This is a genomic window from Microbacterium sp. NPDC007973 (genome assembly GCF_042958465.1).
Classification (GTDB): Bacteria; Actinomycetota; Actinomycetes; order Actinomycetales; family Microbacteriaceae; genus Microbacterium; species Microbacterium galbum.
On record NZ_JBIBJJ010000004.1, the window covers coordinates 292,284 to 315,866 of the forward strand.

18 protein-coding genes and 1 tRNA gene are annotated in these 23,583 nt (G+C 70.3%); 7 read left to right on the top strand and 12 right to left on the bottom strand.

The genetic code is table 11. From position 1 onward, the window contains the following. Positions 1 to 61 precede the first annotated feature (61 nt). Positions 62 to 529 (bottom strand): RidA family protein, encoded by a 468-nt coding sequence (locus tag ACFZA2_RS14150; protein WP_391406036.1) that lies wholly within the window; start codon positions 527 to 529, stop codon positions 62 to 64. Then, on the bottom strand, positions 526 to 744 hold the full coding sequence (locus ACFZA2_RS14155; RefSeq protein ID WP_108317699.1) for a hypothetical protein: 219 nt from the start codon (positions 742 to 744) through the stop codon (positions 526 to 528). Before ACFZA2_RS14155 ends, ACFZA2_RS14150 begins: the two co-directional genes overlap by 4 nt. A 117-nt stretch (positions 745 to 861) precedes the next feature. On the opposite strand from ACFZA2_RS14155, the gene ACFZA2_RS14160 reads away from it, so the two are divergent. The 4 genes from ACFZA2_RS14160 (at position 862) to ACFZA2_RS14175 (ending at position 6,333) form a co-directional block, all read left to right on the top strand. Then, entirely contained in the window at positions 862 to 3,564 is a 2,703-nt protein-coding gene (locus ACFZA2_RS14160) for a transglycosylase domain-containing protein (RefSeq protein ID WP_391406040.1), read from the top strand. Positions 3,565 to 3,575: 11 nt separating this feature from the next. Continuing rightward, the gene (locus ACFZA2_RS14165) at positions 3,576 to 4,484 is read left to right on the top strand and encodes a metallophosphoesterase (RefSeq protein ID WP_391406928.1); all 909 of its coding nucleotides are present in this window, start codon (positions 3,576 to 3,578) and stop codon (positions 4,482 to 4,484) included. 114 nt (positions 4,485 to 4,598) lie between these two features. Further along, positions 4,599 to 6,098, top strand: a complete 1,500-nt coding sequence (locus tag ACFZA2_RS14170; RefSeq protein WP_391406043.1) for a hypothetical protein — start codon at positions 4,599 to 4,601, stop codon at positions 6,096 to 6,098. A 158-nt stretch (positions 6,099 to 6,256) separates the two neighbouring features. Continuing rightward, positions 6,257 to 6,333 (top strand) — tRNA-Pro (locus ACFZA2_RS14175). A gap of 519 nt (positions 6,334 to 6,852) precedes the next feature. Here ACFZA2_RS14175 and ACFZA2_RS14180 read toward each other — a convergent pair. Further along, positions 6,853 to 8,877: a hypothetical protein gene (locus ACFZA2_RS14180; RefSeq protein ID WP_391406046.1), complete on the bottom strand. Its 2,025-nt coding sequence runs from the start codon at positions 8,875 to 8,877 to the stop codon at positions 6,853 to 6,855. A gap of 116 nt (positions 8,878 to 8,993) precedes the next feature. Here ACFZA2_RS14180 and ACFZA2_RS14185 point away from each other — a divergent pair, with 116 nt between their 5' ends. Together ACFZA2_RS14185 and ACFZA2_RS14190 are read left to right on the top strand one after the other, a co-directional pair. Further along, on the top strand, positions 8,994 to 9,401 hold the full coding sequence (locus ACFZA2_RS14185) for an META domain-containing protein (protein WP_391406049.1): 408 nt from the start codon (positions 8,994 to 8,996) through the stop codon (positions 9,399 to 9,401). A gap of 196 nt (positions 9,402 to 9,597) precedes the next feature. Beyond that, positions 9,598 to 10,377, top strand: coding sequence for an HAD-IIB family hydrolase (locus ACFZA2_RS14190; protein ID WP_391406052.1), 780 nt, complete (start codon positions 9,598 to 9,600; stop codon positions 10,375 to 10,377). Between the two features lie 115 nt (positions 10,378 to 10,492). On the opposite strand, the gene ACFZA2_RS14195 is transcribed toward ACFZA2_RS14190, so the two are convergent. The 7 genes from ACFZA2_RS14195 to ACFZA2_RS14225 form a co-directional block, all read right to left on the bottom strand. Beyond that, entirely contained in the window at positions 10,493 to 11,314 is an 822-nt protein-coding gene (locus ACFZA2_RS14195; protein WP_391406055.1) for a siderophore-interacting protein, read from the bottom strand. A gap of 10 nt (positions 11,315 to 11,324) precedes the next feature. Further along, positions 11,325 to 12,098: a FadR/GntR family transcriptional regulator gene (locus ACFZA2_RS14200; RefSeq protein ID WP_391406058.1), complete on the bottom strand. Its 774-nt coding sequence runs from the start codon at positions 12,096 to 12,098 to the stop codon at positions 11,325 to 11,327. A 62-nt stretch (positions 12,099 to 12,160) separates the two neighbouring features. Then, positions 12,161 to 13,189 (bottom strand): UDP-glucose 4-epimerase GalE, encoded by a 1,029-nt coding sequence (gene galE, locus ACFZA2_RS14205; protein ID WP_391406061.1) that lies wholly within the window; start codon positions 13,187 to 13,189, stop codon positions 12,161 to 12,163. 213 nt (positions 13,190 to 13,402) lie between these two features. After that, positions 13,403 to 14,008: a thymidine kinase gene (locus ACFZA2_RS14210; RefSeq protein ID WP_315994887.1), complete on the bottom strand. Its 606-nt coding sequence runs from the start codon at positions 14,006 to 14,008 to the stop codon at positions 13,403 to 13,405. A 7-nt stretch (positions 14,009 to 14,015) separates the two neighbouring features. Continuing rightward, positions 14,016 to 15,488, bottom strand: coding sequence for a malate:quinone oxidoreductase (locus tag ACFZA2_RS14215; protein ID WP_391406065.1), 1,473 nt, complete (start codon positions 15,486 to 15,488; stop codon positions 14,016 to 14,018). A 100-nt stretch (positions 15,489 to 15,588) separates the two neighbouring features. Beyond that, a complete protein-coding gene (locus ACFZA2_RS14220; protein ID WP_391406069.1) occupies positions 15,589 to 16,659 on the bottom strand; it encodes an aspartate-semialdehyde dehydrogenase in 1,071 nt (356 codons plus the stop codon). Positions 16,660 to 16,886: 227 nt separating this feature from the next. Then, positions 16,887 to 18,173 (bottom strand): aspartate kinase, encoded by a 1,287-nt coding sequence (locus tag ACFZA2_RS14225; RefSeq protein WP_391406072.1) that lies wholly within the window; start codon positions 18,171 to 18,173, stop codon positions 16,887 to 16,889. A 179-nt stretch (positions 18,174 to 18,352) separates the two neighbouring features. On the opposite strand from ACFZA2_RS14225, the gene ACFZA2_RS14230 reads away from it, so the two are divergent. Beyond that, the gene (locus ACFZA2_RS14230) at positions 18,353 to 19,750 is read left to right on the top strand and encodes a threonine/serine exporter ThrE family protein (RefSeq protein ID WP_391406075.1); all 1,398 of its coding nucleotides are present in this window, start codon (positions 18,353 to 18,355) and stop codon (positions 19,748 to 19,750) included. A 69-nt stretch (positions 19,751 to 19,819) separates the two neighbouring features. Here ACFZA2_RS14230 and recR read toward each other — a convergent pair whose 3' ends face one another. After that, positions 19,820 to 20,413, bottom strand: coding sequence for a recombination mediator RecR (recR, locus tag ACFZA2_RS14235; protein ID WP_391406078.1), 594 nt, complete (start codon positions 20,411 to 20,413; stop codon positions 19,820 to 19,822). Next, complete coding sequence (locus ACFZA2_RS14240; protein WP_391406081.1) at positions 20,413 to 23,424, bottom strand: DNA polymerase III subunit gamma and tau; 3,012 nt, start codon at positions 23,422 to 23,424, stop codon at positions 20,413 to 20,415. The genes recR and ACFZA2_RS14240 overlap by 1 nt, the downstream gene beginning before the upstream one ends. Between the last annotated feature and the right edge of the window lie 159 nt (positions 23,425 to 23,583).

The following is a 23,583-nucleotide window of genomic DNA, read 5'->3' on the forward strand; positions in this document are numbered from 1 at the left end:
CGCCCGAACGCCGGAGGGCCGTGGACGTCATCCGCGTCCACGGCCCTCCACGATCACGTCGTCAGGCGACGGTGAAGATCACCTCGACCTCGACCGGGCTGTCCAGCGGCAGCACGGGCACGCCGACGGCTGATCGCGCGTGCGCGCCGGTCTCGCCGAACACCTCGCCGAGGAACTCGCTCGCTCCGTTGATGACTCCCGGCTGCCCGGTGAAGTCGGGGACGGATGCCACGAACCCGGTCAGCTTCAGGACGCCGGTGAGGTTGTCGACACCGCCGACGAGGGCTGCCGCAGCCGCGATGGCATTGAGCGCGCACTGTCGGGCGTAGCCCTTGGCATCCATCGGGGTCACCAGACCCTCGGACTCGCCGACCTTGCCGGTCGCCGGCAGCGTGCCGTGCACCATGGGCAGCTGACCCGAGGTGTAGACGAGATCGCCGTGGCGCTTCGCGGGGATGTACGACGCCACCGGCGGGACGACCGAGGGGACCTCGACGCCCAGAGCGGCCAACCGCTCGCTGACGCTCACTGCTGGCCCTCGAACTGACGCGCTGCCGCCTCGGCGGCACCCAGACCGGCGTTGGCGCTTCCGCCGCCGACGGGGCGCTTGAAGTAGGCGACGAGACCGCCCTCGGGGCCGGTCACCACCTGCACGAGCTCCCAGCCCTGCTTGCCCCAGTTGTTCAGGATCGCGGCGGTGTTGTGGATCAGCAGCGGCGTGGTGAGGTATTCCCACGTGGTCATGTGACGGCTCCCCGGCGGTCGCCGCGCGCGTGGATCTCGCGCGCGGAATCGGATACGTGCGCGCGCGAGCGCACGCCTTCGAGGCATCGCCCAGCAACGTCGCTTAGCATCAACCCTATGCCCGAGAACAAACGAACGGCTAGCGGTGCCCTCGGCGGCATCGTCGGCCTCGTCGGCCTGAGCGCGGTCGCCGGACTCCTCGTCACCGCCGCCGTGACGCCGGCCATCGCCGTCTCCGGCGCGGCCGCGTCGAGCGCGATCACGATCTTCGACAAGATGCCGAGCTACCTGCAGCCCGACGAGCTCATGCAGCCGACGACGCTGATGGCCGGCGATCAGGTGCTGGCGAAGTTCTTCGACCAGAACCGCTCCCCCGTCACCTTCGACCAGGTCAACCCCGTCATGTACGACGCGATCCTGTCGTCGGAAGACCCCCGCTACTACCAGCACGGCGGCGTCGACCTCATCGGAACGACGCGTGCCCTGCTCAGCAACGCCTCGGGCGGCGAGACCCAGGGCGGATCCTCGATCAGTCAGCAGTACGTGAAGAACGTGCTGGTCCAGCGCTGCGAGCGCGACGCGAAGGCCGTCGAGGCGACCGACACGACGCCCGCCATGACGCGCGACGAGGCCCTGCAGAAGTGCGCTCTCGAGGCGATCCAGTCCGACGGCGCCGCGGGCTACCAGCGCAAGCTCCAGGAGATGCGCTACGCCGTGCAGCTCGAGAAGGAGTACACGAAGGACCAGATCCTTCTGGGCTACCTCAACATCGCCAACTTCGGCGGCGTCACCTACGGCATCGACGCCGCGGCCAAGCGCTACTTCAACGTCACGGCCTCGCAGCTGAACGTCGGGCAGGCCGCGGTGCTCGCGGGCATGGTGCAGAACCCCAACCGGTTCCGCATCGACATCCCCGAGGGCTCGATCAACGACGGCACGACCGCGTGGAACAAGGCGCCCGACGGGTCGATCGACGACGTCGACCAGGGCACCATCCAGGCGCTGTACACGCTCCGCGACAACGGCGAGATCACGCAGGAGCAGCTCGTCAACGCCGCCGACGGCTACAGCGAGACGAAGGGCCGTCAGCTCTACGTGCTCAGCCGCATGGAGGCGGACGGCAAGATCACGCACGAGCAGTACGTGCAGTTCGCGATCGAGCCGATCACCCCCCAGATCACGTCGACCGACCAGGGCTGCGTCGTCTCCGCCGCGCCCTACTTCTGCCAGTACGTCGTCGCGACGATCCTCAACGACCCCGCCTTCGGAACCGAGACCGACGATCGCGTGCGGGCTCTCCGTCAGGACGGTCTGACCATCCAGACCACCCTCGACTGGCGTGTGCAGGATGCCGCGCAGCAGGCGATGAACGACAATGCGCCCGCCATGTACGCCAACATGGACTTCGGTTCGACGGCGGTCAGCCTCGAGGCCGGCACCGGCCGCGTCCTCGCGATCGCGCAGAACACGAAGTTCACCCAGGACCAGGCCCAGGCCGAAGCCGACCCGTCGTACAACTCGATCGTGTTCGCCGGCGACAGCACCTACGGCGGCTCCGACGGCTTCAACGCCGGATCGACGTTCAAGTTGTTCACCCTGGTCGATTGGGTCGAGAAGGGGCACTCGCTCAACGAGAACCTCAACGGTCGTCTGGGCCCCGTGCCGAACATGACGAACTCGTGCACCGGCGACTGGATCAACTTCAACAAGAAGGACATCATCCAGAACTTCGGGAACAGTCAGGGATACGTGGGTACACCGCTCCGCTTCACGCGGGACTCGCTGAACACCGGTTACCTCGCGATGGCCTCCGAGCTCGACCTCTGCGACATCGCCAAGACGGCGAAGAAGCTGGGCGTCACGCGCGGCAACGGCACCGACATCGACATGGCGGTCGCGAACAACGTGATCGGCAACGACCCGGTGTCGCCTCTCGCGATGGCGGGTGCCTACGCCACGGTCGCCAACGGCGGCACGCACTGCCAGCCCAAGGTGATCGACAAGGTCACCGACAGCGACGGCGCCGAGCGCCAGGCCCCGGTGCGCGATTGCACGCCCGCCCTCACTGCCGACGTCGCCGCCTCGGTCGGCTACGCCCTGCAGGGCGTCATGGCCAGCGGCGGTACGGGCTCCTCGGCGAACCCGTACGACGGCACCCCCGTGCTCGGCAAGACGGGTACGCACGAGGGCTGGAACACCTGGATGATCGAGTCGTCGACCAAGGTCACAACGGCGGTCTGGGTCGGCAACTGGCGCGGTATCGAGACGCTGTTCGGAAAGTACTGGAACGGACAGCAGCTCTCCGACATGCGCTACTCGATCGCCCGGGCGACCCAGAGCGCGGCCGACGAGTTCTACGGCGGCGACCGCTTCCCCGACCCGCCCTCGAACGCCCTGCGCACGCAGCAGCGCGATCTGCCGAACGTCGTGGGTCAGTCCATCGACAGCGCTCGCTCGACGCTCGAGAACGCGGGCTTCCGCGTCTCGGTCGGCGACCCGGTGGACGCCGATTTCGGTAACGACCGTGTCGCGGCGCAGAACCCCGGCGGCGGATCCGCCCCGGCCGGTTCCGTGATCACGCTCAGCCCCGGCAACGGCCAGGGGGGAACCGTGCCCGACGTGGCCGGCCAACCGGTGAGTTCCGCCCGCGCGGCGATGCTCTCGGCGGGCTATGGCACCGTCTCCATCGGTTCGTGCTCGAAGGACGAGAAGGCGCCCGCAGAGGGACAGGTCGTCTCGACCAACCCCGCCGGCGGCTCCTCCGCGAACAAGAGCACCAACATCGCCCTCACGATCGTCGCCAAGGACTGCCCCTCGTGACCGGTCCGGTGATGAAGGCCGCCCTCGCGCCCCTCGGGGTCGCGGGGGCGGCCGCCGTCGGGGCAGCCGTGTGGGGAATGGGTGTCGAGCGTTACCTCTTCACGGTGCGCTACCACGCCCTGCGCGTGCTCCCCAAGGGTGCGGAGCCGCTCCGCATCCTGCACGTGTCCGACGCGCACATGGCGCCGTGGCAGCATCGCAAGCAGGAGTGGATGGCACGACTCGCGGAGCTCTCGCCCGATCTTGTCGTCAACACCGGCGACAACCTCGGACACCGCGACGGTCTGACCGGTATCCGCGCGGCCCTCGCCCCTCTCCGCGGTGTCGCGGGCCTCGTCGTGCACGGCTCGAACGACTTCCAGGAGCCCTCCCCTCGGAATCCGCTCCGTTACTTCCTGGGCCCCTCGGGCAACCTCCCCGCCCACAAGCACCTCGACGTCGACGCCCTCGATCGGTTCTTCACCGACGATCTCGGCTGGAGCATTCTGGATGACACCGCGGTGTCGGTCGAGGTGAAGGGCCTACGGGTCACCGCCTTCGGCGTGAACGATGCCCACCGGAAGTGGGACAAGCCCGAGCTCATCCCGCCGGTGCTGGCAGCGCTTCCCGCCGCCGACCTCACGCTGGGGGTCATGCACGCGCCCTATCGCCGAACCCTGGACACCTTCGTCGAGTTCGGCGCCGACGTGCTGTTGGCCGGGCACACGCACGGTGGTCAGGTGAGGATCCCCTTCAGCAGCAAGGCCCTCGTCTCCAACTGCGATCTCCCCCTCGATCAGGCGCGCGGTCTGAGCGAGTGGACCGCGGCGGGGCGTACCGTCCCGCTCAACGTCAGCGCCGGCCTCGGGCACTCGATCTACGCCCCGGTGCGCTTCGCCTGCCGCCCAGAGGCGAGCCTGCTCACGCTGCTGCCGCGCTGACCTTTCCTCCACACCCGGAGAAGGGATCGATCCGTCCACGGATCGGTCCCTTTCTCGTGCGCACGGGCGGGCGATTCCCAGACCATCGAACTCCTCGATCGAAGGGAATCCCTCATGAACCATCCGCCTCCGTCGTTTCGTCGTCTGCCGGCCGCACTCGCCCTCCTCGCGGTCCTCCTCGGCAGCCTCGCCGTCGCACCCGCCGCTCAGGCCGCCGAGCGCGGCACGGGCTTCGGCACCTGGGCGCCGCTCTCACGCACCGGCTGGCACGGATCCATGCGCGTCGGAGATGTGCACACGTACTGCATCCATCCGGGCCTGCCCGTGGCCACCGACGCGACGACCGATCACGGCACATCGAGCGACGTCAACGGTCTCTCGCCGCAGCAGCTCGTGTCGATCAACCATCTCGTGTCCACCTATGGCCAGACCGACGACCCCGTGCAGGCCGCGAGCGTCGGGTGGGCCGTGAAGGCGATCGTCGACCGGCAGACCACTCTTCACTCGTGGGGGTACGAGGGAGACGACCTGCCCGGCGCCATCGATTGGATCATGCGACGCGCCAGCCCCGAGAACAGCGGTGCGATCCAGGAGCGGACGATGCGGTACCTCGCCGAGGCCGAGGCCGTGCCCGTTCCCCGCGTCGGTGGCACCCTCGCGCTCGGGACCGACGAGGCGGACCCGACCCGTGGTTCCCTCACCGTCGACGTCGATCCCGCCGCGACGGGAACGGTGCGGCTCGAGAACGCGGTCTTCGCCGACACAGGAACCTCCGTTCGCGAGAACGTCCACGGCGGTGAGGTCCACCCGATCATCGCCCCCGCCTCGTCCTCCGACGACGGGCGTCCCTACACCGTTCGCGCGACGGGTTCCTTCACGGTCCCGGCGGCAGCCATCCGCTTCTACTCCACCCCCGGTCAGCAGGAATCCGCGGGACCGGCCGATCCCGAGCGGTTCGACCTCTCGGCGGAGGATGCCACGCCGCGACCGGTGCAGTTCTCGCCACGCCTCGAGACGACCGCGCAGGTCGCGGAAGGGCGGTACGTCGACGAGGTCACGGTGTCGTCCCCCGAGGGGGTCTGGCCTCGGCGCGGCGACGGGTCGTTCGTGCCGATCACCGCGACGGCCGATATCTATCGCACCGGCGCCTGGCCCGCCGAAGCCGCGGAGGTTCCCGCCCATCTCACCCCCGTCTCGCACCTCAGCCTGACGACCGACCCCGCGCTGGGCGCCGGCACCTACACGGTGCGAAGCGCCGAGCTACCCGGCCCCGGCGTGTACACCGCCGTTTGGCGGATCGATCGGGAGGCGCAGGATGCCGCTGTCTCGCCGCACCTCCCTCGGGGCTACCTCTGGGTGGAGCGTTTCGCCTCCCCCACCCAGACGGAGCAGGTCGCACCGCCCGCGCCGCCCACGGCGGCAACCGCTCCGACTCCCCCGCCCGCCGGGACCCCGCCGCTCCCCCCGTCGGCCCCGGCCCCGCTCGCCTCCCTCGCCGCCACAGGGACGCCTTCAGCGGCGCTCCCCGGCGCGATAGGGATCGTGACGACGGCAGGGGGACTCGCGGCGGTGGCGTGGGCGTTTGCACGCCGGCGTCGCGCCCTGCACCCCTGACGACACCGGGCGGCGGTCCGCCGGGGGCGAGCCGCCGCCCGCCCGTCGTCGCTTGCCGATCGCGGCGGGCGCGCGACCGGCCCGCAAAGAGCGGCGCGCCCGAAGGTCCGTGTGGTTCGGAGCATGGCCCGCGGCAGGGTAGACTTTTCAAGTTGCAACGGGGTGTGGCGCAGCTTGGTAGCGCGCGTCGTTCGGGACGACGAGGCCGCAGGTTCAAATCCTGTCACCCCGACCATCGCATCATCGAGAAGGGCTCCCGCCCAGCGGGAGCCCTTCTTCTTTCCTCCTTCGAGGGAGGCCTGCGGGGCGCCGGCGCTGCAGGCCAGTCGCGTGTGAGCCTTCGTTCCCGGGCGGAGAGCGGCGCGTTCATTCCTCGCTCGAGCGCTCACGCCGCCCTGCCGGCCCGCACCGCAATGCCGACGTACGCCGCCTGCCGATGTTCGCCGCATGATGGTGTGCGCCGCATGCTGATGTGCCGCTCTGCCGATTCCGCCCCGTGCCGAAACACCGCGCCGCGCCCAGCCTTCCGCCGTACGAGAGCGCCTCGCCGTGCTTCAACCCGCCGCCGTGCCGAGTGGGCCCCGCGCCGTACGCCACGCCGTGCCCCGTCCTCCGCCGCGCCGAACAGCAGCGCCGTGCCGAACGGCAGCGCGTTGGCGACATCCGACGCACGACCGGAAATCCCGCCTGCACGAAAAAGCGCCCCCGGACCTTCCGAAACGGGAAGGCGCCGGGGGCGCTCACTCAGGGATGCTTAGCGCACGGAGCGACGCACCTTGCGGTAGCCGAGGGCACCGAAGCCACCCAGCATGAGGGCGAGAGCGCCCCACGCGAGGGGAGCGACGTCACCCATACCGGTGTTGGCGAGGCCGCCACCGTTGCCGCCGCCGGGGTTGCCACCGGGAGCAGGGGTGCCGCTGGGCGAGGGAGCCGGAGCGGGAGCGGCGGTGACCGAGAAGCTCACCGAAGCGGAGCTCGACACACCGTCGACCGTCTGCGTGGCGACCACGGCGTAGTCACCGGCGGCCAGAGCGTCCTTCAACACGACCGACCACTTGCCGTCCTTGACGACCGTCTCGCCGACCTTCGCGTCGTTGATGGTCACCGTGATGTCGGCGCCCGTCAGACCCGTGCCCGAGATGGCGGTGGGAACCGCGGCGCCGCTGTACGACTCGCCGTTCTGGATGCCGGTGATCACCGGAGCCGACGGGGCGACGGTGAACTCCACCGTGGCCGCTGCCGACGTCTGGCCGTCACGCGCCTGGGTGGCGGTGACCGAGTACTGGCCGATGCCCAGGTCGGTCTCGACCGACCAGGAGCCGTCCTCGGCGACCTTGGCGGAGCCCTTGACGTCGCCGGTGAGGGTCACCGTGGCGCCGGCGAGGCCGGTGCCCGAGATCGCCGTGAGCTCGTTCTCGACCGTGGAGCCGTTGGCCGGCGTCGTGATGACCGGCGCCTCGGCCTTGACCTCGACGGAGGCGTCGACCGTGGTCGAGGTGTTGTACCCGCTGACCGAGGTGAGCGAGAAGGAGTAGGTACCGAGCTTGTCGGGAGCGGGGAAGCTCCAGTTGCCCGAACCGTCGACCGTGACCTCGAAGGAGTCACCGGAGGACGGCTTGACCTTCAGCGTGGTGCCCACCTGAGCGGTACCCGAGATGACGCCTCCGACGCCCACCGAGCCGCCGTCGGCGGGGGTGGTGAGGGCGGGAGCGTCGATCTTGAGGGCGACGGTGTAGCCGTCGGTGCGGGCGAGACCTGCTTGCAGGTCGGCGACCCACATGAAGTTGCCGCCCGGGGTTCCCGTTGCGGGGTCGGGGTCGTTTCCGCCCGAGACCACACCGACGGCGGTGTTGCCCTGGAAGACAGCCCCGCCCGAGTCTCCACCGAGGACCATGTTGTAGTCGCCGACGACGCCGAATCCGTACACCCAGCGCCCGCTGACCTCGGCCCAACCCTCGATCGACTCAACGGTGCCCGACGTGAGGCCGGTCGTTCGCCCCGACTTGGAGGCCGGGACGTCGACCTGCGCCTGCCCAATGGCCTTGACAGCGATGGTTGAAGCCGCCAGGTCATTCGACGAGGCAGTCGTCCAGTCCGTGATCTCCGGCTTCAGATCCAATTCCGAGTTGGTCACATCGATGACAGAGATGTCCACCGAAGACTTGTCGCCGTCAGCGCCGACCGAGTTTCCGGGGCCCCCGTACTGCGAGTACGCGACGGTGCCGAGGGGAGCCAGCTCCTGGGGCGTCGTACCGCCCGCGGCCGTGTCGTTCGCGGGCTTGGTGAGAAGTGACTTGTTAGCAGTGCCGTCGACGGTGCAGTGGCCGGCGGAGATGACGGCGGGCGCGCCTTGGGAGCTCCACCCAGCGAAACCGACTGAACAGAGGAACCCGCCCTCAGCACCACTCGGGTCCGGGGAGTAATACCCGGCGCCGCCGACCACATCGGTGGCGGCCAGCGCTTTGATGGGGGTACCGATCGATTTCACGACGACGTTCGACTTCGAGTCGACGAAGCTGCGCGCCTCGCCGCTGAGCTCGTTCTCGTCGCCGGCCGTATAGACCACAACATTGCCGCGGCCATCCTTGGCCACGGCCTGAATGTCGTCGTCACCGCTCAGCAGCTGCTGCGCCGTGGCGTCGAAGTCCGCACCCGCCGTGGGCGCGATCGACGGGTCGTCACCGGCGAAAGCCACCGTGGGGGCCAGCAGACCGGATGCGGTGAGCGCAATGGCGGCGGTTGCGCCGCCCCATCCTCTGCGCTTGATGTTTCGTGTCATCGTCTCATCTCATGTGTGTCGTGGAGTGCGCACGATGATGCAGACGGGGATCGCGTTCGGGCCCCCACCCACCTCACAGCGTCGGCGCCTACCCTACGACAACCTGACAATCCGATATGAAGAATATTTCGTATTCCGATGAAAATGAGGAGAATCTCATGTTGCGCCGTGCGTTCGCTGTCGTCGCCCTCATCGCCGTGGGCTGGAGTATCACCGCCTGCGCCAGTTCTGCGGCCGAATCGGGGCTCACCTCGGAAACCGGGGAATGGGTAGGTATGGGACCGGAATCGCTCTCTCTGCGCGATGGCAAAGTCAGCGGAAACGATGGATGCAACGGCATCGGCGGAAGCTACAAAATGCAGGACGGCCGCATTGTCGTCACGATGGGTCTTTCGACCAAGATGGCGTGCCCGGGGGTCGACACATGGCTTCGCGGCATCGCGACCGCGATCGTCTCCGACGACACGATGACCGTCTACAACGGTGCAGGGGATCAGATCGGCGTGATGACGCGCGCCGGGTGAGCCTGCGCGCCCGCTCAGGCGGGACGGATCGCGCATGGCCCGAAGGAATTTTCCTAGCGCCGTGCACGAAGCGCGCCCCTCACCCCTCCTGTTCACCCGCAATCGCGGTTGTCGAGGGTCGATAGAATTCGAAGACGTCCACTCGAGTGGCGCACGCCTCTCGTGCGTCGCCCGTACCTCACCTCGCAGGAGCCCCGTGTCCGACACCTCGCCCCGCCTCGTCGCCTTCGACCTCGATGACACCCTCGCCCCGTCGAAGTCGGCCATCGATCCGCGGATCGGCGAACTCCTGCTCGCCCTCGCCGAGCGCGTCGAGGTGGCGATCATCTCCGGCGGACAGCTGCAGCAGTTCCGCACGCAGGTCGTCGAGCGCCTGCCCGAGGCGGCTCCGGAGCTGCTGTCGCGGTTCCACCTCATGCCCACCTGCGGCACTCAGTACTACCGCCTGACGCCCGACGGCATCGAGACCGTCTACGCCCATTCGCTGACCGACGACGAGAAGCAGCGCGCCCTTTCGGCCGTGCGCCAAGAGGCCGAACGCCTCGGGCTCTGGGAGGCCGAGCCGTGGGGCGACATCCTCGAAGACCGCGGTTCGCAGATTACGTTCTCCGCCCTCGGCCAGTCGGCCCCGCTCGAGGCGAAGATGGCGTGGGATCCGACGGGCGAGAAGAAGAACAGCCTGCGCGAGGCGGTGGCCGCGCGCATCCCCGACCTCGAAGTGCGCTCGGGTGGCTCGACCTCGGTGGACATCACCCACCGCGGCATCGACAAGGCCTACGGCATGGGCAAACTCGCCGACACCACGGGCATCCCGCTCGACGACATGCTCTTCGTCGGCGACCGGCTCGACCCCGACGGCAATGACTACCCGGTGCTCGCGATGGGCGTCGACTGCCACGCAGTGCATGGCTGGGAGGACACCGCCGGCTTCCTCGAGCAGCTCATCCCCACCCTCCCGGAGAAAGACCCGTCCTGACCTGCCGAGCTCGTCCACGTCCGGACGAGCGCGGCCGAACGAGAGGCGCGCGAACCGAGAGCCGAGGGCGCTCGATCGACAGGAGCATGGACGCGCCCCCGAGCCCCCGCTCGCCTCAGAGGATCTTCCCGATCGGTTCGCGTTTTTCGGCCTGGAATCGGTCCTCGGTCCGGCCGTAGGCCCAGTACCCCGAGAGCGACACCTGCTCGCGTCGGAGCCCCCACCGGGTGAAGACGATATCGCGAAGGGCTTTCATCGCCTCGCGTTCCCCGTGCGCGAAGACCTGGCCGCGCCCATCGAGTGGATGCCATGCCCCCACCGCCTCGGCCAGCACCGGCGTCGAACCGGCCGGGGCCTCGCCCCGGTGCACCCAGGTCACGACCACACCGGCGGGAGCTGTGAGGGGCACATGCTCGTCGGCGCTCTGCACCTCGAGGAACGCCGCGCCGACGGCATCCGGGGCGAGGGATTCCAGCGCGGCCGCGATCGCCGGAAGTGCCGACTCATCCCCGGCGAAAAGGTGCCAGTCGGCCGACGGATCGGGCGCGTATCCGCCCCCCGGTGACGAGACCACGAGGCGGTCACCGGGCTGAGCGTGCGCCGCCCAGGGACCCGCGAGTCCCTCCTCACCGTGGACGACGAAGTCGATGCTCAGCTCGTCGCCGTCGACCGCGCGCACGGTGTAGGTGCGCGTCACCGGCAGGTCGTCGGCGGGAAGGGTCTCTCTGAGCGCCGCCAGGTCGTAGGGCGGCTCGAGACCCAGCTCGGGCTTCGCGAACGTGATCTTCACGTATGCGTCGGTGTGGGGACTGTCGCGGAACGCCGTCAGGTCGGTTCCGCGAGCGCGCACGCGCACGAGGTGCGGACTCAGCCGCTGCGTGGCGACGACGTGGAGCACATGCTGCGGGCGCGGCGGGCGCGCGGGGCGATCGATCACGGGGTTCCTCTCACGGGGTGGCCGACGCCCGCACGGCAGCGCGCACAGCGTCGCCGACCGCGTCGTCGGCGGTGTCGGAGGGGCTCAGGGCCTGCGCCACCTCGGTGTAGTAGTCGGTGATGTGTGCGCGCACGCGCTCTCGCGCGCTGTCGGCATCTCCGCGGGACACGGCGTCGACGATGTGCCGATGCTCCGCTCGGAGCCGGTCGGAGGTCGCCGTCCACGAGTCCAGGCGAGCGGCTCCCGCCTGCGTATAGGCCTCGATCGAGCTGCGGAGCCCTGCCATCATCGCCGACACGACGGCGTTGCCGGACGCCTCCGCCAGCGCCTGGTGGAAGCGCGCGTCCAGGGCGAGGAACTCGACGGGGTCGAGGGACTCGGCATCCATCGCCTCGAGGATGCCGGCGATCTCGGTCAAGTCGGCGTCGGAGCGCGCAAGCCGCTCGGCGACGTCGCACTCGAGCACGACGCGGGTGCGCACCACATCGCTCAGGGGGAAGCCGTTCGCCGCCACCTGCAGGCGCAGGAAGGCCGCCAGGCCCCCGCGGGGGGTCGTCACGATCATCGCCCCGGCGGAGGGACCCGAGCCGGTCGCAGTGCGCACGACACCGAGCACCTCGAGCACCCGTACGGCTTCGCGCACGCTCGAGCGGCCGACGCCCAGCTGAGCGGCCAGTTCGCGCTCGGGCGTCAGGCGGTCGCCCGGGCCGAGGCGGCCGTCGCGGAGGTCGGCCTCGATCCGCTCGAGCACGACCTGCCAGGCGCGCGGTGCACTGTCCGGCATGAGGCTCCCCCTTCGCCCGGCGCGTCGATGTGGCCGGACCACATCACCCTACGCGCGCGGGATCACTCCGGGGCGGACGTCGCGTATCCGGCGGGGTTCGTCGTCTGCCAGTTCCAGTAGTCGCGGCAGGCGTCGTCGATCGTGAACCGCGTGCGCCAGTTCAGCACCTCGGCGGCCTTCGCCGGGTCGCAGTAGGTCGCCGCGACATCGCCCGGGCGGCGAGCGAGGAACTTCTTGGGCAGCTCGCGGCCGACCGCCTTCTCGAACGAGGCGACGAGCTCGAGGACGCTCACCGGACGCCCCGTGCCGAGATTGAACACCTGGTGCCCGGGCTGCGCCTGCTCGAGAGCGGCGACGTGCCCCTCAGCGAGGTCGACGACGTGGATGTAGTCGCGCAGGCCGGTTCCGTCGGGAGTGTCGTAGTCGTCGCCGAAGACGCCGATCTCGTCCAGGGTGCCGATCGCGACACGCGAGACGAAGGGCATGAGGTTGTTGGGGATGCCGGCCGGGTCTTCGCCGATGAGACCCGATGCGTGGGCACCCACGGGGTTGAAATAGCGCAGGACCGTGACGTTGAGCTCGGGGTTCACCCGGGCCACGTCCGCCAGCACGACCTCGTTCATGCGCTTCGATTTGCTGTAGGCGTTCGACAGGTCGATGCTCGTCGTCGACTCCTCCGTGAACGGCAGGTCGGCCGGGTCGGAGTAGACCGTGCCCGTGCTCGAGAAGACGAACGATCGGATGCCGCGGGCGATGCCGACCTTGAGCAGCGCGAAGGTGGTGTCGAGGTTGTTGGAGTAGTAGGCCAGCGGCTTCTGGGTGCTCTCCCCCACGGCCTTGAACGCCGCGAGATGGATGATCGCGTCGATCGGGCCGTGTTCGTCGAAGACGGCGGTGACGACGGACCCGTCGGCGGCGTCGCCGACGACCAGGGGGGCGGGCTTGCCGGTGATGCGCTCGACCCGCTCCGCGGCGACGGCGTGCGTCCCGGACAGGTCGTCGAGCATGACGACGTCGTGGCCGGCCTCGAGGAGGGCGACGGCCGTGTGGGTTCCGATGTAACCGGCACCGCCGGCGAGGAGGACGCGCATGCCTCCAGGCTATCGGTCGACGCCGCCTCGGATCAGCGTGCGCGCCCGCCGCGGTCGGCCCTCACGGCGCACGAGACGGCATCTGGCTGACAACTCGGCGTCATCCTGCAACCGAATCGTCAGCTGCATGCGGTCTCGCGGACCGAGCCGCGGGCGCGGGGCGCCGGGCGAGCGCGGGATGCCGTCTCGCGGTCCGGATGCCGCGGAGGCGCCTCAGCGGCCGTCGAGCCGCCCGCCGGACTCCCGCAGGTAGCAGGCCGCGCACATCGACTCGTAGGTGACCTCTCCGGCGATCTGGCCCTCGTCGATCGCGACCTGGTCGCCGTCGAAGACGAAGCGGCCGCCGACGAGGCGGGCGTTGAAGATCGCTTTGCGCCCGCAGCGGCAGATCGTCTTGAGCTCCTCCAGGCTGTGCGCGATCTCCATCAGGCGCGCGGATCCGGGGAACGCCTCGGTGCGGAAGTCGGTGCGGATGCCGTACGCCAGCACGGGGATGCCGTCGAGCACGGCGATGCGCAAGAGGTCGTCGACCTGGCCCGCGGTGAAGAACTGGGCCTCGTCGACCAGCAGACAGGCGACCGGGGCGTGGCCCGCCGTCGCATGGAACGTCGTACGCAGATCGTCGTCGGAACCGACGAGGAAGTCGACCGGTCGGGTGACGCCCAGGCGGCTGTCGATCTGGTCGGCGCCCTTGGTATCGATCTCGGGCTTGGCCAGCAGCACGCGCTGGCCGCGCTCCTCGTAGTTGTACGCCGCCTGCAGCAGCGCGGTGGACTTCCCGGAGTTCATCGCGCCGTAGCGGAAGTACAGCTTCGCCACGCGGGACTCAGGGGTTGATCGCGAGGGCGCGAGCCGTGGCATCCAGCTCTTTACGAGCGGCCTCGGGGTGCGTGTTGAGCGACTCGCCGTAGCTGGGGATGAGGTCGCGCAAGCGCGGCTCCCACTGCGGCATGCGCTCGGGGAAGCAGGTCTTGATCAAGCCCAGCATGATCGACACGGCCGTCGACGCGCCCGGAGAGGCACCGAGGAGACCGGCGATCGAGTGGTCTGCCGACGTGACGACCTCGGTGCCGAACTGCAGCACCCCGCCCTTCTGCTTGTCGCGCTTCATGACCTGGGCGCGCTGACCGGCGTCGAGCAGCTCCCAGTCCTCGTCCTTGGCCGTCGGCATGAAGTCGCGGAGGCTGTCGACCTTCTTCGCGTGCGTCTTCAGCAGCTCGCTCACGAGGTACTTGATGAGACCCGGATTGTCGACGGCGACCTTGAGCATCGGACCGATGTTGTGCGGGCGCACCTGCGTGACGATGTCGAGCATCGACCCGTTCTTGAGGAACTTCGGGCTGAAGGTGGCGAACGGGCCGAACAGCAGCGACGACTCGCCGTCGATGACGCGGGTGTCGAGGTGCGGCACCGACATGGGCGGGGCGCCGACCGAAGCCTGCGAGTAGACCTTCGCGCGGTGCTTCGAGACGATGTCGGGGTTGGAGGTCTTCAGCCACTGTCCGCCGATCGGGAAGACGCCGTAGCCCTTGATCTCGGGGATGCCGGAGCGCTGCAGGAGCTTCAGCGCCCACCCGCCCGCGCCGACGAACACGAAGGTCGCGTTGATCGAGCCGGGGGTTCCGCCGATCACGTGGCGGTACGACACCTCCCAGGACCCGTCCTTCTGCTTCTTCAGCTTCTTGACGTCGTGGTTGGTGACGACCTCGACGCCCTTCTCGCGAAGGTTCGCGAAGAGCTGTCGCGTGAGGGAGCCGAAGTCGACGTCGGTGCCGGCAGGCACGCGCGTCGCCGCGAACGGCTCGCCCTTGCGGCGCTTCTGCATGAGCAGCGGCGCCCACTGGTTGATGACGCGGGAGTCCTCGCTGTACTCGATGCCGGCGAACAGCGGCTGCTGCTTGAGGACCTCGTAGCGCTTGCGGAGGAAGGCGACGTCCTTCTCACCGCGGACGAAGGTCATGTGCGGGGTGGCGTTGATGAACGTCGACGGCTCGTCGAGCACGCCCTCGGCCACGAGCGAGGCCCACAGCTGACGGCTCTGCTGGAACTGCTCGTTGATTGCCACCGCCTTGGCGGGGTCGATCGAGCCGTCCTTGCCCTCGGGGGTGTAGTTCAGCTCGCACAGCGCCGCGTGGCCGGTGCCGGCGTTGTTCCACGCGTTGGAGCTCTCCTGCGCGACGTCGCTGAGTCGCTCCAGCACCGCGATCTTCAGATCGGGCTGGAGGTCCTTCAGCAGCGTGCCGAGGGTGGCGGACATGATGCCGCCACCGATGAGGAGAACATCGACGTTTTCAGTCACCCGTCGATTCTAGGTGCGGGCCGTGAGGTGTCTCGACATCGAGAGATCGGTCGGTTCGATGTCGAGACAACCCCGCAGCCATGGCATCCGGATGCCGGGATCAGACGGTCGCGGCCCGCTTCTGCGCGACGATCTCAGCGATCTGCACCGCGTTCAGCGCCGCGCCCTTGCGCAGGTTGTCGTTGCTGATGAACAGCACGAGGCCCTTGCCCTCGGGGGCCGACTGATCGGCGCGGATGCGGCCGACGTAGCTGGGGTCGGTGCCCGCGGCCTGCAGCGGCGTCGGGACCTCTTCGAGCGTCACGCCGGGGGCGTCGGCGAGGAGCTCCCGCGCGCGCTCGGGCGAGAGGTCGCGGGCGAACTCCGCGTTGATGCTGAGCGAGTGGCCCGTGAAGACGGGGACGCGCACGCAGGTCCCGGCCACGCGGAGGTCGGGGAGCTCGAGGATCTTGCGGCTCTCGTTGCGCAACTTCTTCTCCTCGTCGGTCTCGTTGAGGCCGTCGTCGACGAGGTTGCCGGCGAAGGGGATGACGTCGAAGGCGATCGGGGCGACGTACTTCTCGGGCTCGGGGAAGTCGAGCGCCGAACCGTCGCGCACGAGACGCTCGACGTCGCCCTGCGCGAGGACGCCCTCGACCTGCCCGAGCAACTCCCGCGCGCCGGCGAGACCGGAGCCGGAGACCGCCTGGTAGGTGCTGACGATGAGGCGCTCGAGCCCCGCCTCGGTGTCGAGTACCTTGAGCACCGGCATCGCGGCCATCGTCGTGCAGTTGGGGTTGGCGACGATGCCCTTGACCGCCTGATCGATCGCGTGCGGGTTGACCTCGCTCACGACGAGGGGGACCTCGGCATCCATGCGCCACGCGCTGGAGTTGTCGATGACCAGGGCGCCCGCCTCGGCGAAGCGGGGGGCGTGGGCGCGCGAACCGGTGGCGCCGGCGGAGAAGAGCGCGACCTCGACGCCGGAGGGGTCGGCCGTGGCGACGTCCTCGACGACGACCGCGTGGCCGCCGAACTCGACCGACGTGCCCGCCGAACGAGCGGTGGCGAACAGGCGCAGCTCGCGAATCGGGAACGACCGTTCGGCGAGGATCTCGAGCATGACGGTGCCGACCTGGCCGGTGGCGCCGACGACGGCGAGGGAGATTCCGGAATCGGAGATGCGGGTCATGCGGGTACCTCGGTGGTTCGGGTGATGGATGCCGCGAAAGCGGCGTTCGGGTCAGGGTAGCGCGGGTCGCGGTGGGACGACCGACGGCCGAGAGCCCTCGCAGGAACTTTGACGGCTACGCGTCGAGGAACGGCCGGATCCCGTCGGCGAGAGTGGAGACGACCGGAAAACTCCTGCCGCACGTCCGGACGCCGAGGCGGCGTCCGGCCCGAGTCGGGGAGGGCGGCTCAGCGACCGGTGCCGGCGTGGACGGTCGCCTCGGCGTCGCCGTCGAGACCGTACGCGGTGTGCACGAGGCGCGCGGCCTCGGCGAGGTCGACGCCGCGGACGACCACCGAGATCCGGATCTCGGAGGTCGAGATCATCTCGATGTTGACGCCGGCCATGCTGAGCGCCTCGAAGAGCGTGGCCGAGACGCCCGAGTGCGTGCGCATTCCCGCACCGACGACCGAGAGCTTGCCGATCTGGTCGTCGTGCACGAGGCTCTCGAACCCGACCTCGGACTGCTCGCCGGCGAGCGCCTTGAGCGCCGTCGTGGCATCGGTCTTGGGGAGGGTGAACGAGATGTCGGTGCGGCCGGTGGCGGCAGCCGACACGTTCTGCACGATCATGTCGACATTGGCGCCGGACTTGGCGACGATCTTGAAGATGTCGGCGGCCTTGCCGGGCACGTCGGGCACGCCGATGACGGTGATCTTCGCCTGGCTGAGGTCGGTGGCGACGCCGGCGACGATGGGCTCTTCCATGGCTTCACTTTCGGGGACGAGGGGGGAGGTCTTCGAGGCGTCGAGCACCCAGGTGCCCTCGCTCGCACTGAACGTGGAACGCGCGTGGATCAGCACGCCGTGACGGCGGGCGTACTCGACCGCGCGGATGTACAGCACCTTGGCGCCGTTGGCCGCGAGCTCGAGCATCTCCTCGCTGCCGACCCGGCCGAGCTTGCGCGCGAGCGGGACGACGCGGGGGTCGGCGGTGAAGATGCCGTCGACGTCGCTGTAGATCTCGCACACATCCGCCTCGAGCGCTGCGGCGAGCGCGACGGCGGTCGTGTCGGAGCCGCCGCGGCCGAGCGTGGTGATGTCGCGGGTGTCGCGGTTGAAGCCCTGGAAACCGGCGACGATGACGATCGCGCCCTCGTCGAGGGCCTCGCGCAGGCGCACCGGCGTGACGTCGACGATGCGGGCGGCCCCGTGGGTGGCATCCGTGATCATGCCCGCCTGGCTGCCGGTGAAGGAGCGGGCCTCGAAGCCCATCGAGTGGATCGCCATGGCCAGCAGCGCCATCGAGATGCGCTCACCGCTGGAGAGCAGCATGTCGAGTTCGCGGGGAGCGGGGATCGGGGCGACCTGACCTGCGAGGTCGAGCAGTTCGTCGGTGGTGTCGCCCATCGCGCTGACCGCGACGACGACCTCGTGACCCGCACGACGGGTATCGACGATGCGCTTGGCGACGCGCTTGATGCTCTCGGCGTCGGCGACGGACGAACCGCCGTACTTCTGGACGATCAGAGCCATGAAGAGAACTCCTGGAGGGGTCGTGCGTCGGGATGTCACGGCGCCGGCGCTCGAGCCGCGCCCGTGGATCATCCTAGAGGCGCGTGCATAACCGCTCCGCCATGCGTCTTCGCGGGCTCCGCGAGGGCGGCGCGGATAGGATCGACGGGTTCCACCCCTCCCCCTCCTGGAGCGATCGGATGCCGCCCACCCCCGGCCGCTGGCTGTCGTCGCTGCGACGGCTCGTGCACACCGACGATGCGACGTCGCTCGACACGACGCTGCTCCCCGTCATCGACGAGGCGCTCGCCTCGCGCATCCTCGATCTCGCGATCCGCATCGGCGAGACGATGCTCGTCGTCGGCGCTCCGGCGAACGAGGTGACGCTGACGATCGTGCGCGTGTGCGGCGCGTACGGACTCGACCCCGTCCACGTCGACGTCACCTACAACTCGATCACGATCGCGCACAGCCGCCCCGGAGCCTCGCACCCCACCACGCTCCTGCGCGTCGTGCGCGGGTCCGTGCCCGATCACGCGAAGCTCCAGCGTCTGCAAGCGCTCGTCACCGAGATCACCGGCGGACTCGCCCTCGACGACGCCATCGTGCGGTGTCGCGCGATCCGACGGCTTCCGTTCCGCTATCGCCCGGCGATCGTGATCGCCTCCCAAGCCACCCTCGCCGCCGGGGTGGCGATCATGTTCGGAGCCAACTGGCTCGCGCTGGTGCTGTCGTTCATCGCCGCCGCGCTGGCCGCGACGACGCAGTACGTCATGGCCCGTGCGCGCGTACCGTACTTCTTCGCGCAGATCGCCGGCGGGTTCGTGCTCACCGTGGTCGCCGCGCTCTCCCCTCTGCTGCAGTACACCGGCATCGAGGCGGCCGCCGCGATCAGACCGTCGGTGATCGTGGCATCCGGGATCGTGCTCATGCTCGCCGGTCTTACAGTCGTGGGAGCAGCGCAGGATGCCATCGACGGCTTTGCACTGACCGCGACCGGGCGCATCCTCGAGCTGACGACGCAGACGTTGGGCGTGGTGCTCGGAATCCTCGCGGGCCTCGAGACGGTGCGGGTGATCGGGCTGGGGATGTCACCGCCGTCGAACGCCCTCCCCCTCGGACCTGTCGTCTTCCAGTTCGTCGGTGCCGCGGTGATCGCCGTCGCCGTCGCAGTCTTCAACGGCGCGGGGGCGCGCATCATCGTCGTCAGCGCCGCGTTGAGCCTGGTCGCGTGGGCCGGTTACGTCGCCGCGACCGGACTCGGTTTCGAGGTCGCGGCCGCGAGCGGCGTGGGCGCGTTCATCGGCAGTTTCGTCGGCATCGTCGTGGCCTACCGGCTGCACGTGCCCTCCGTCGCCATCACAACCGCGGCGATCCTGCCGCTTGTGCCCGGAGCCGCGGTCTTCCGCGGTCTGCTGGGCATCGTGGAGTCGGGCGACGACCCCGCCGTGCTGATGACCGGTGTCACCACCCTCGCGGGTGCGGCGACCATCGGCATCGCGCTCGCGGTCGGCGCCTCGCTCGGCATCTACCTGGGGCAGCCGGTGCGCGCGACGTTGTCGAGCGTGACGCGGGTGCGGGCGCGGGCGCGGGGGTAGAGCTCTCGCCGCGGGTTCGTCTCGGGTGGGGGCACGCTCCCGTCCGGTGCGCGTCTCACCGCGCGGAGCTCAGAGGGTGCGGCGTCCCTCGAACGCGCGCCCGAGCGTCACCTCGTCGGCGTACTCCAGGTCGCCGCCGACCGGCAGGCCCGACGCGAGTCGCGTGACACGGATCTCCAGGGTGTGCAGCAACCGGCTCAGGTAGGTGGCGGTCGCCTCTCCCTCGAGGTTGGGGTTGGTGGCGAGGATGACCTCTTGCACGGTCCCGTCGGCGAGGCGCTGCATGAGCTGGGCAACACGGAGGTCGTCGGGCCCGATGCCCGCGATGGGGCTGATCGCGCCGCCGAGCACGTGGTAGAGGCCGCGGAACTCGCGCGTGCGCTCGATCGCGGCGACGTCTTTCGCGTCTTCGACGACGCAGATCAGGGTCGCGTTCCGTCGCGGGTCGCGGCAGATCGAGCAGCGCTCCTGTTCGGTGACGTTGCCGCAGATCTCGCAGAACTTCACCTTGTCGCGGATCTCGCCGAGCAGCGTCGACAGGCGCGAGACGTCGAACGACGGCGACTGCAGGATGTGGAACGCGATGCGCTGCGCCGACTTCGGGCCGATGCCCGGGAGGCGCCCGAACTCGTCGATCAGGTCTTGGACGATGCCGTCGTACATCAGCTGAACCTCGTCGGGGGCTCGTAGGGCTCGTCGCGCACGAAGGTGGCGCCGAGCATCTGGCGTACCACGGCTTCGCCGTAGCGCTGCACGCCGCCGCGGAGCGGGGCCATGCGGGGCACGACGACGGGCGGCAGCGGCGCCTCGGTCTCGTCGGCGGGCGGGATCACGTCGTCGTCGTCGACCTCGTCGGGCGGCGGGACGGACGACGCGACCTCGCGCGGCGGCAGCACCGCACCGGAATGCGGGGCGGTCTGTGCCGGCTCGACCACGGCGTCGTCGGGTTCGTCGTCGACGGCCAGAGCGGTGGGGGCACCGTCCGACGACGGGATGGGGGCGACCGCCCATTCCGTCACCGACGACGCATAGGGCGCGGAGGTGGAGGCCGAGCGCGAACCGGATGCCGGGGGAACCGGCCCTCGCGAACCCGCCGGTCCGGACGACGGCGCGTCCGCCGGGCGCCGAGGTGATCCACCGGACCCCCCGTCGCCGTCGAGGCGGGCGAGGTACTTCACGCGCACGCCCAGGACCGCCTGGATCGCCTGACGCAGATCTTCGCTCGGGCCGCCCTCGGGGGTACGGGTCTTGAACGCCGTGAGATCCGCCGTGGTGCGGAAGGCCAGGGTGAGCACGTCGGCGTCGAACGCGGCGACGGTGGCCGTGGACACCACCAACCACGACGACCTGCTGGCGACTTCGAGCTGGCCGAGCACCTCGGGCCAGGCGTCTCGCACGTGTCCCAGTTCGATCGGGCCGACGGGGATGGCGGGCGGGGTCGGGGCGACCGGCTCGAGGGGCGTCGGGTCGTCGGCGGGGGCGTCCGCACCCGTCGTCGCGGACGACGTCGAGGGAGCGGATGCCGCACCGGCGGGCGCGGAAGGAGCGGTCGGCTCCGCCGCCGCGGGGCCGTCGGAGCGTTCGCTCGAAGGGCTCGGTGTGCTCGTCGGCGTGGGGCCGGCGGGCGCAGGCTCGACGGTGGCGGGAGTCGCCTCGGTCGGGGTGCGCGCCTCGGACGGGCGAGCGGGCGGGGTCGGTGTGTCCAAGGGGGCGCTCGACGCGGCCTCGCCGGCCGGGGCCTCGCTGGTCCGCGCGTCGCCGGTCGGGGCCTCGCTGGTCGGCGTTGCGGCGCTCGGCGGTACGCGGTCCTCCGTCGGAACGGAAGAGCTCGATGCGCCGGGGGCCGACTTCGTCGGCCTCTCGGAGCCGGGCATCGGGGCGGTGTCGAAGGGGTGGGCGTCGCCGTCGTCGTCGAAGGGCGGCGGGGCATCGTCGTCGGTGAACGGCGGCGGCGCATCGTCGTCGGCGGGGAGCGGGGACCCAGGTCGGGCCGACGACCCGGACGCGTTCTGCGGGCCGGCGGAGCCCGGCTGAGCGATGCGCGAGGTCGTCGCCGCGGACGAGGGGGCATCCGCCTGCGATCGGGACGAGGACGCGCCGGGGTCGGCGATGCCGGGAGCGGCCACCGGCGTCGACACGGGCCGCGCGGGACCGGGGGACGCGACGGTCGGCGCGACGCCCGGTGATGCCACGGTCGGTGCCGCTGCAGGCGACCCCGTCGGCGCGGCGCCCGGTGATGCCACAGCGGGCGCCCCCGCGCCGGGCGATGCCACGGGCGGTGCAGCGACGCCGGGGGCGGCGATGCGGGGCGCACCCGGCGACGCGATGGCGGGCGATGCGATCGACGGCGATGTGACCGGGGGCGATCCGGCCGCGGGGGCGGCGATGCGCGGCGCGGTCGGCGTCGACCCCCCGTCGCGCGGGGCGGCGACGCCGGGCGCGGCGATGTCGGCGGCGGGCGAGGCCGGGCGCCCCGTCGCGGGAGCGACGGGGGCGGAGGCTCCCGCGTGCGCGACGTCGAGATCGTGGGCGGTCGCCGGGGCGGTGCCCTGCGGGACGCCGGCGTGGGTGAGCACACGCGCCACGAGCAGCTCGAGCTGCAGACGCGGAGAGGTGGCCCCCGTCATCTCGTCGAGCGCGGCGACGACGAGGTCGGCCGTCCGCGACAAGCGGTGCACCCCGAAGGCGGTGGCCTGCCGGGCCATGCGCTCGAGCTCGTCGTCGGGGACGCCGCGCAGTACGGCGGAGGCTCCCGCGCCGGTGGCGGCCACCACGATCAGGTCGCGAAGCCGTTCGAGCAGGTCGTCGACGAAGCGGCGCGGGTCTTGACCGGTCTGCACGACGCGGTCGACCGCGGCGAACGCCCCGCCCCCGTCACCCGCGGCGAACGCGTCGACGACCTCGTCGAGGAGCTCGGAGTGGGTGTAGCCCAGCAGCGCCACGGCCCGCTCGTAGCGCACGAGCACATGCCCCGCGGCATCCGCGTCGCTGCCGGCGATGAGCTGGTCGAGCAGTGACAGCGTGTCGCGCGGAGACCCTCCCCCGGCGCGCACGACGAGGGGCAGGACTCCGGCCTCGACGCCGACGCCCTCGCTCTCGCAGAGCTCCTGCACGTACTCGAGCATGGCCGCGGGCGGGACGAGACGGAACGGGTAGTGGTGGGTGCGCGAACGGATGGTGCCGAGCACCTTCTCGGGCTCGGTGGTGGCGAAGATGAACTTCACGTGCGCCGGGGGCTCTTCGACGAGCTTCAGCAGGGCGTTGAAGCCCTGCTGGGTGACCATGTGGGCCTCGTCGAGGATGAAGATCTTGAAGCGGTCGCGGGCCGGCGCGAAGATCGCGCGCTCACGCAGATCGCGGGCGTCGTCGACGCCGTTGTGGCTGGCCGCGTCGATCTCGACCACGTCGAGCGACCCGCCGCCGCCGCGGCCGAGCTCGACGCAGCTGTCGCACACGCCGCACGGGGTGTCGGTGGGGCCGGCTGCGCAGTTGAGGCAGCGGGCGAGGATGCGGGCGGACGTGGTCTTGCCGCAGCCGCGCGGACCCGAGAACAGATAGGCGTGGCCCACGCGGTCGCTGCGCAGGGCGGTCATGAGCGGCTCGGTCACCTGCGACTGCCCGATCATCTCGCCGAACGCCTCGGGGCGGTATCGGCGGTACAGGGCTGTCGTCACCCCACCAGCCTACGGCGTCCCTCCGACATCGCTTCCGTGACCGGCTCCGACCGGGTCGCCGCCGCCCGCGGTAGCCGATGTCGAACCCCGCGCAGGCCCCCCGACGTGCTCCCGAACAGGGGATGCCACCGGGACAGGCCGATCCCCCGGCATCCGCCC

What these genes read in the sequence shown, in the direction of transcription:
- ACFZA2_RS14160 (WP_391406040.1), top strand. Translation starts at nt 862, where the DNA reads ATGCCCGAGAACAAACGAACGGCTAGCGGTGCCCTCGGCGGCATCGTC.
- ACFZA2_RS14180 (WP_391406046.1), bottom strand. Translation starts at nt 8,877, where the DNA reads ATGACACGAAACATCAAGCGCAGAGGATGGGGCGGCGCAACCGCCGCC.
- ACFZA2_RS14200 (WP_391406058.1), bottom strand. Translation starts at nt 12,098, where the DNA reads ATGCCGGACAGTGCACCGCGCGCCTGGCAGGTCGTGCTCGAGCGGATC.
- ACFZA2_RS14155 (WP_108317699.1), bottom strand. Translation starts at nt 744, where the DNA reads ATGACCACGTGGGAATACCTCACCACGCCGCTGCTGATCCACAACACC.
- ACFZA2_RS14165 (WP_391406928.1), top strand. Translation starts at nt 3,576, where the DNA reads ATGAAGGCCGCCCTCGCGCCCCTCGGGGTCGCGGGGGCGGCCGCCGTC.
- ACFZA2_RS14225 (WP_391406072.1), bottom strand. Translation starts at nt 18,173, where the DNA reads ATGGCTCTGATCGTCCAGAAGTACGGCGGTTCGTCCGTCGCCGACGCC.
- ACFZA2_RS14185 (WP_391406049.1), top strand. Translation starts at nt 8,994, where the DNA reads ATGAAGAATATTTCGTATTCCGATGAAAATGAGGAGAATCTCATGTTG.
- ACFZA2_RS14220 (WP_391406069.1), bottom strand. Translation starts at nt 16,659, where the DNA reads ATGACCCGCATCTCCGATTCCGGAATCTCCCTCGCCGTCGTCGGCGCC.
- recR (WP_391406078.1), bottom strand. Translation starts at nt 20,413, where the DNA reads ATGTACGACGGCATCGTCCAAGACCTGATCGACGAGTTCGGGCGCCTC.
- ACFZA2_RS14170 (WP_391406043.1), top strand. Translation starts at nt 4,599, where the DNA reads ATGAACCATCCGCCTCCGTCGTTTCGTCGTCTGCCGGCCGCACTCGCC.
- ACFZA2_RS14230 (WP_391406075.1), top strand. Translation starts at nt 18,353, where the DNA reads ATGCCGCCCACCCCCGGCCGCTGGCTGTCGTCGCTGCGACGGCTCGTG.
- galE (WP_391406061.1), bottom strand. Translation starts at nt 13,189, where the DNA reads ATGCGCGTCCTCCTCGCCGGCGGTGCCGGTTACATCGGAACCCACACG.